The sequence below is a fragment of the Bifidobacterium sp. wkB338 genome (genome assembly GCF_003688325.1).
Classification (GTDB): Bacteria; Actinomycetota; Actinomycetes; order Actinomycetales; family Bifidobacteriaceae; genus Bombiscardovia; species Bombiscardovia polysaccharolytica.
The window spans coordinates 1-5931 of the sequence record NZ_NPOR01000043.1 but is presented as its reverse complement, the minus strand read 5'-3'; the positions used below and the strand labels follow the sequence as shown (position 1 = coordinate 5931).

7 protein-coding genes are annotated in these 5931 nt (G+C 54.3%); 1 reads left to right on the top strand and 6 read right to left on the bottom strand.

The window, feature by feature from the left end; translation table 11 throughout:
- Positions 1 to 182 precede the first annotated feature (182 nt).
- Positions 183 to 353: a hypothetical protein gene (locus CI603_RS09045; protein WP_183122299.1), complete on the bottom strand. Its 171-nt coding sequence runs from the start codon at positions 351 to 353 to the stop codon at positions 183 to 185.
- Positions 354 to 373: 20 nt separating this feature from the next.
- Here CI603_RS09045 and CI603_RS09310 point away from each other — a divergent pair, with 20 nt between their 5' ends.
- Entirely contained in the window at positions 374 to 952 is a 579-nt protein-coding gene (locus CI603_RS09310) for an alpha/beta hydrolase family protein (RefSeq protein ID WP_395947984.1), read from the top strand.
- A 69-nt stretch (positions 953 to 1021) separates the two neighbouring features.
- Here the strand turns inward: CI603_RS09310 and CI603_RS08370 are convergent, their stop codons facing one another.
- The 5 genes from CI603_RS08370 to CI603_RS08350 all read right to left on the bottom strand — a co-directional run bounded on the left by CI603_RS08370 (position 1022) and on the right by CI603_RS08350 (position 5716).
- A complete protein-coding gene (locus tag CI603_RS08370; RefSeq protein WP_121913772.1) occupies positions 1022 to 1696 on the bottom strand; it encodes a response regulator transcription factor in 675 nt (224 codons plus the stop codon).
- On the bottom strand, positions 1693 to 2919 hold the full coding sequence (locus CI603_RS08365; RefSeq protein WP_183122298.1) for a sensor histidine kinase: 1227 nt from the start codon (positions 2917 to 2919) through the stop codon (positions 1693 to 1695). Before CI603_RS08365 ends, CI603_RS08370 begins: the two co-directional genes overlap by 4 nt.
- A 162-nt stretch (positions 2920 to 3081) precedes the next feature.
- Entirely contained in the window at positions 3082 to 3855 is a 774-nt protein-coding gene (locus CI603_RS08360; RefSeq protein WP_259465526.1) for an ABC transporter permease, read from the bottom strand.
- Between the two features lie 23 nt (positions 3856 to 3878).
- Positions 3879 to 4730: an ABC transporter permease gene (locus CI603_RS08355; RefSeq protein ID WP_121913769.1), complete on the bottom strand. Its 852-nt coding sequence runs from the start codon at positions 4728 to 4730 to the stop codon at positions 3879 to 3881.
- Positions 4727 to 5716, bottom strand: a complete 990-nt coding sequence (locus tag CI603_RS08350; protein WP_121913768.1) for an ABC transporter ATP-binding protein — start codon at positions 5714 to 5716, stop codon at positions 4727 to 4729. The genes CI603_RS08355 and CI603_RS08350 overlap by 4 nt, the downstream gene beginning before the upstream one ends.
- Positions 5717 to 5931 lie beyond the last annotated feature (215 nt).

Genomic DNA, 5931 nt, shown 5'->3' with positions numbered 1-5931 from the left:
TTGGCATCAGTGCGTTCCCCTTATTCTGGTGATACTTGTTTAAATCTACCGTGGATGGCTGTTATTGTCGAGCAATAAGCGGTTGCCGCCTATCTCAGATTATACGCTAGAAGCAACACAATTTTGAAAGGTCTCGCTGATTCAGAATCCATTTATTATGAACAGTCCAAATACGAAGATTGTCATATGAGGACGAGCTGTGCAGTCTTCGTGATTTCACATCCCAAGGCTTCCTGGTCTTCGCCTATGATGCCGCCGGTAACGATGAAAGCGCTGGTAAGTCCGTCAGGGGCCTTCCTCAAGTGGTCGAGGATTTGGACCAAGCTCTTCGTTTCGTCGAGGGTGAGCATCATATAAAGATCTTCCCGTTTTCCTGTTCGGACAAAGCTGGGGAGGCTATGCCGTCGGCGCTGTTCTCAACCTTCACCGAGAGGTCAAGGCTGCAGTTATGGTTTATGGATTCAATCGTTCTATCGATATGATGCGTCAGCCCGGCAGAAAAATCGCTGGCCCTGCAGTCTCGCTCATCCTGCCCTGCGTGAGCTTCTATGAGCATGTAAAGTTCGGGAAGTTTGCGGACTATACCGCTTCGGATGGCTTGAAGAAATCCAAGGCAGGAATTTTCATCACTCAGAGCCGGGACGATCAGGTGGTACCAGTCAGATATAGTCATGACCTCTTCCATGAGGAATTTCAGTCCAACCCACGATTCCGGTTCCGTGAATACCAGGATCGCGGGCACGCCTATGTCTACTATTCACAGGACTCAGTGCGATACCGCAAGCAATTCGACCAGGAATACAAGGAACACATGAGACGACTGGGTCAAAAGCCGTCCAACGAAAGCTATAACGCGTATTCGGCCAAACACTTCGAGAAGTCGAAGGGCTTTGAGCTGGATGTGTCCTTGATGAACCAAATGGCGGATTTTTATCGTCAATATAAGAGTTAAGACGCAAAAAATACAGCCTGATAAAGTTCTTTTCCATCTACAGATGAGCCCATTTGTATTCGGTGCTATTCAGTAATTTGTCATGTTGGCCTGATACCAAAGGACGGCGATGTTGATTCGGTCCCTGACCTTGAGTTTTGCCAGTATGCGGCTGACGGTCTTTTTGACCGAATCAGGCTGCAGCTGGAGATGCTCAGCAATCTCCGCATTCGTCAGGCCTTGGCTAACCAGCGAAGCGACCTCAATTTCGCGCTTACCCAGCTGGGCGAATTTTTCACGAGCCTTAGACTCATCACTGGTTCTTGTCTTTGGGACTCCTCTCCTGATCACTTCGGCCGTGATGCGCGGCGTGAGAATGGCATCGCCTGCATGTACCGCATGGATGGCTTTGTTCAGATCGGCTGTCTTGACATCCTTGAGCAGGAACCCGGAGGCGCCCGCCCCTAGAGCTGTGAAGGCATAGTCGTCCTCGTCGTAGGTGGTCAGAATGAGAATGCTTATTTCAGGATGGAGCTTTTTGATACGGCTGGTGGCATCCAGCCCGTCCATGACAGACATGCGCACATCCATCAGAATCACATCGGGCAGAGGCTGTTGATTTTCGGCGGATGTGGCCAGTTTATCCAGAGCCTCTTGGCCGTTGGCTGCCTGCGTAACGACATGCAAGGTTGGATCCTTAGCGACCATGAGTGCCAGTCCCATGCGGGTCGGGCGCTGGTCGTCGACGATCATGACGCGGATCATGCGTTCTCCTTCATGCCTATATTGTTAGCTGCCATTGCGGCAAGCGAGGATATGTGGGCCTGCAAGGTCCAACCATCAGAACCAGGACCCGAATGGAAGCTGCCACCATGAGCTTGCACCTCGGCTCTTAACCTGGCAAGACCTGTACCATTGCTACTGATATTGTCGGCCTCGTTATTCAAGATTCGTCCATCATCACGAACGGTGATATCTATGCCGCCCCGGCTATTGTGATCCCAGGAGACCACAATACGGTTGACCTCCTGTCCGTGGCGGAGGGCGTTGGTAATCGCCTCCCTGGTGATGGTGAAAGCAAGGTCGGCCTGTTCAGAATCCTGTGGCCGACGACCCGTTTCTGTCAGGGCAGTGCTGATGCCGGCTTGACGGACGTGGTCGAGGATAGGTTTGATGTCGTCCCAGCCATGCCTCTCCCCTGTGGCCGGCTGTGGGTCGTTTTTCGGATCTGTCTCTGATTGCAGGGCTTTGACAGCAGTTCGAGTGTCGTCCAATCCCTGCCGTGCCAGGTCGTTAATCATCGAGATAGCCTCATCGATTTCCGGTTTTCCGCTGGCATGATCCAGTCCCTCGGATAAGGCGATGATGGCGGTCAAGTCGTGACCCACGCTGTCATGCAGTTGGGCGGCAACCCTGGACTGATGCATGGCCTGGTCCCGCTCATGGGCCAGAGTTAGAGCATGCGAGCGCTCCTCCTCCAATGCCTGCTCTGACATGCGTGACTGCCTTGCAGAGCGTGAGAGGAAGGCGACTGTCAGGCAGAGGGCGAAAGTCAATCCAGTCGGATACAGAAGGTCAGTGAAGTGGACATCATGATGCCAATTGGCAGAGAGTACGATGCTGAGCAGGCCCAGAATGGCGGAACTGCCCAGCCCAGCTGTCAATGATGCCATGCTCTTGGCTTCTACCGCGCAGGCGTAGATGCTGACAATCCAAGGAATGACCAGGTAGGTGCATCCCGAGCCATAGATTGCGGCAGTCAGGGCAAGCAGGCCACTGACCACCAGCAGGGTCGCCATAGGATATAGACGGCGCAGGCATAGGGTGACAAGTGCGAGAAAAATAATGACCGTAAACATGGGCAAGCCCCAGCTGGCAGACTTCATGACCTGGTAGAGGGTCTGGTTGGCGCTGTTTGGGGCAAGGATCAGCCTGGTCAGCATCCCTGTCTCGTAGAGGGCGCAGAAAAAGACTGCCACGAAGGTCATATATGGCCGATTCCACAACTGAATCCAGCTTTGAGTCTTCTTGCCTGCTCCCATCGGTGAGCCTCTTCCTGATAACTGCCGGTATTCCATTATGCTCTCAGACACTGTGATGTGCGACCTGGCAAGTGCTGCATCCTCACTTAATTGATGTTGTACTTGAGACTAAATGGCTCTGCGAGCCTGGTGCCGAAATATAAGGAGGCTGATCAACACCCAGAGGATTGCTGCCATAGACGAAGCCACCATAGAGGCCGTAGACGTAATATTGCCCATGTCACGTGCTGCGGATGCAGTGGTGATCAAGGCCAGCGGATACGGCAGCGCCAAGGCCGGTGTGGCAACCGACAGCACACAGCCTGCAAGGGTGAGCAGAAACATGATGCTCATGGTTGAGGCAAAGGATTCGGCTCTGGCAGCTATAGCCTGGGTCAGAGCCATAATCGCCCACACTGCCAACGTCATTGGTACGCCACGCAAGAGATAGGGACCGAGTTCCGCTGGGTCGAAGCCTCCTACCAGAACACCCACGAGTATGAATTCAGATTCGAAGATAGCGACGGTAAGGAGGGATGCCAGCAGTCCATGCATCATCTTCCCGGCTATGGCAGTCCCAACCATGCCGGAGGCATTAAGACGCTGCCAGTTGCGGCCCTTGTGCTCGTTGGCTTCAATTTGGGCAGCAAAGGCCGCGACCAGGACTGGCATGAAGACCATGCTTGGCAGAAGGATCGCCTGCCCCCAGACCGCAGCCCAGGTCACTCCTTGAGCCTGGAAGTCCGGTCTGTAGCTCTGATACTGGTCCCAACCGTTGAAGATTCCTACGGCGTCGAAGAGCATGGTGGCCAGCCAGTACCAGAGATTGCCGGCTTTGCGGATCTCCCATTTGCAGGCGGTGACAATTGATAACCTGTGGCGATGCATCGGGGTGATAGTCATAGCGTTTGCTGGGTACGGACTTGTCATCGGCATAACTCCTTGACCTTGACGATGAGTGCTGATATTCCCGACCAGATAATGTATGCCAGAAGGCTGGTCAGGACTTTTGGCCAGGGATTGGCAACTAAGGTCATTCTGGCAAAACCATCAGAGCTGGCTGAAAACAGGAACGGGCTGGCCGCGGAACTGATCCCGGCTGGGAAGATCCAGCCCAGAGCCGGCATATTCATCGGGCCCAGTCCAGTCCCGATCAGACCGGCTATCACACCCAGACCCAGTCCTATGGCTTGTTTATCTATCGTCAGCGAGAGGGCGAGTTGTATAGCTGTGACCGCCATGGTTGAGAAGCAGGCAATCAGTGCCGGAACGAGTATGTATTCGGCCAGACTGCCCTCGAGATGGAATCCTTGTGCTGAAGCTGTCAGCGGTACCCACGCCAGAGGAATCACGAAGCATAGCGAAATCACACACCCCGCAACTACGAGCTTGGCAAGGAACCTCCCAATCGCACTCTGGCCTAGGGATCGCCATTTGAGATCCATGCGCTCGCTGCTCTCCATGACGGCAAGCCGGCTGGTCAGCAGCGCTGCAAGGATGGGTGCCAGCAGACCGACAGTTTGGAATATCTCACCTTGGGCAAGGGCTACGGTACGAGTGGCGGGGTTCGCAGACTCGGCTCGTTTCATGAAGGCCAAGCCCGACCATGCTGAAACCAGGGCAATCATGCCCAAGGCCATCCACCAAAATGAGGAGCCTTTCAACTTGCGAAGCTCCATCGAAAGCAGAACAAGCAGCCCTCCTGGATGGGATGAGCGTGGCGGTTTCCCTAATCGAAATTCTTCGGACCGCATGGAGATTGATTCGACAGAGCTCATCGTGTGCTCCTCTGTTTATGACCGGACGGCTGCATAGGGCACTGCGCTGCATGACTCTGCGGGTTTTCCACGAGTTCGAGGAAGGCCTCTTCCAAGCTCTTACGTTTGGAAGCGACACGGTATACCTGCAGACCATGCGATACCAGCCGAGCCACCAGCGCTCCGATTTGCGGATCGGGTATCTCGGGAATACGCAGGGTTGTGCTCTTCCGGATATATTCGTGGTGAATGCCTTGAGTTTCAAGTATCTCTGACGCGAGCCCAGGATCGGACACCCGCAGATCGATATGACCCTCTTCCCGCAGGTTTTTCAAAGTTCCCTGGTAGAGCAAATGACCATCGGCAATGATGCCAACCACCGGAGCCATCTTTTCGATTTCGGACAGGATATGGCTGCTGATGATGACCGTGACTCCCTCGGACGTAGCCAAGTTCATGATCATCTGTCGCACCTCGACCACAGCCTCTGCATCCAAGCCATTGGTGGGCTCATCCAGGAGCAGGAGCTCCGGCTGCGAGATCAGCGCCATGGCGATGCTCAGCCGCTGCTTCATCCCCAGGGAGTAGGCGCCCGCCTTCCTCTTCTCGTATCCCCGCAATCCAACCTTGGTTAGCACATCTGAGGCAGCTGAAACTGGCAGACCCAGATAATCGGCTACCATGCGGCAGTTATCCAGTCCCGACAGGCCTGGATAGAAGCTGGGTCCTTCAATCATGGAGCCCACACGACCCGGCTGGATCGTGCGCTTCTTTCCGACCTGTTGTCCCAGCAGCCACATGCTTCCAGCAGTCGGTTTCGTCAATCCCAGGAGGAGCTTCATGGTGGTCGATTTTCCGGCTCCGTTTGGTCCCAGCAGTCCGTAGACCCCGCCTGCCGGCACCCGAAGATTCAGTCCATCCACGGCTTTGAATCCGCCATAGGCCTTGACCAACCCCTGTGTGGCCACAGCCAGCTGTGGGTGATTGCTTCCGTCTGCATGTGCCATTGCGCATATCCTTCCATCAAGAATGCCAATGATTCCCATGTAAGTTCGGAGCGTACAGGTCTTCAAGACGGAAAAAGGGAATGTCCCCTGCAGGGGACATTGTGACAAGCGAGCTTAATAATTTCCTGACATCAATTTTGGTTGCTAAATATGCATGAGCCCCTCAACAAGGAGGGGCTCATGACTGAAATTGATCAGAATGCCTGATCGAAAAC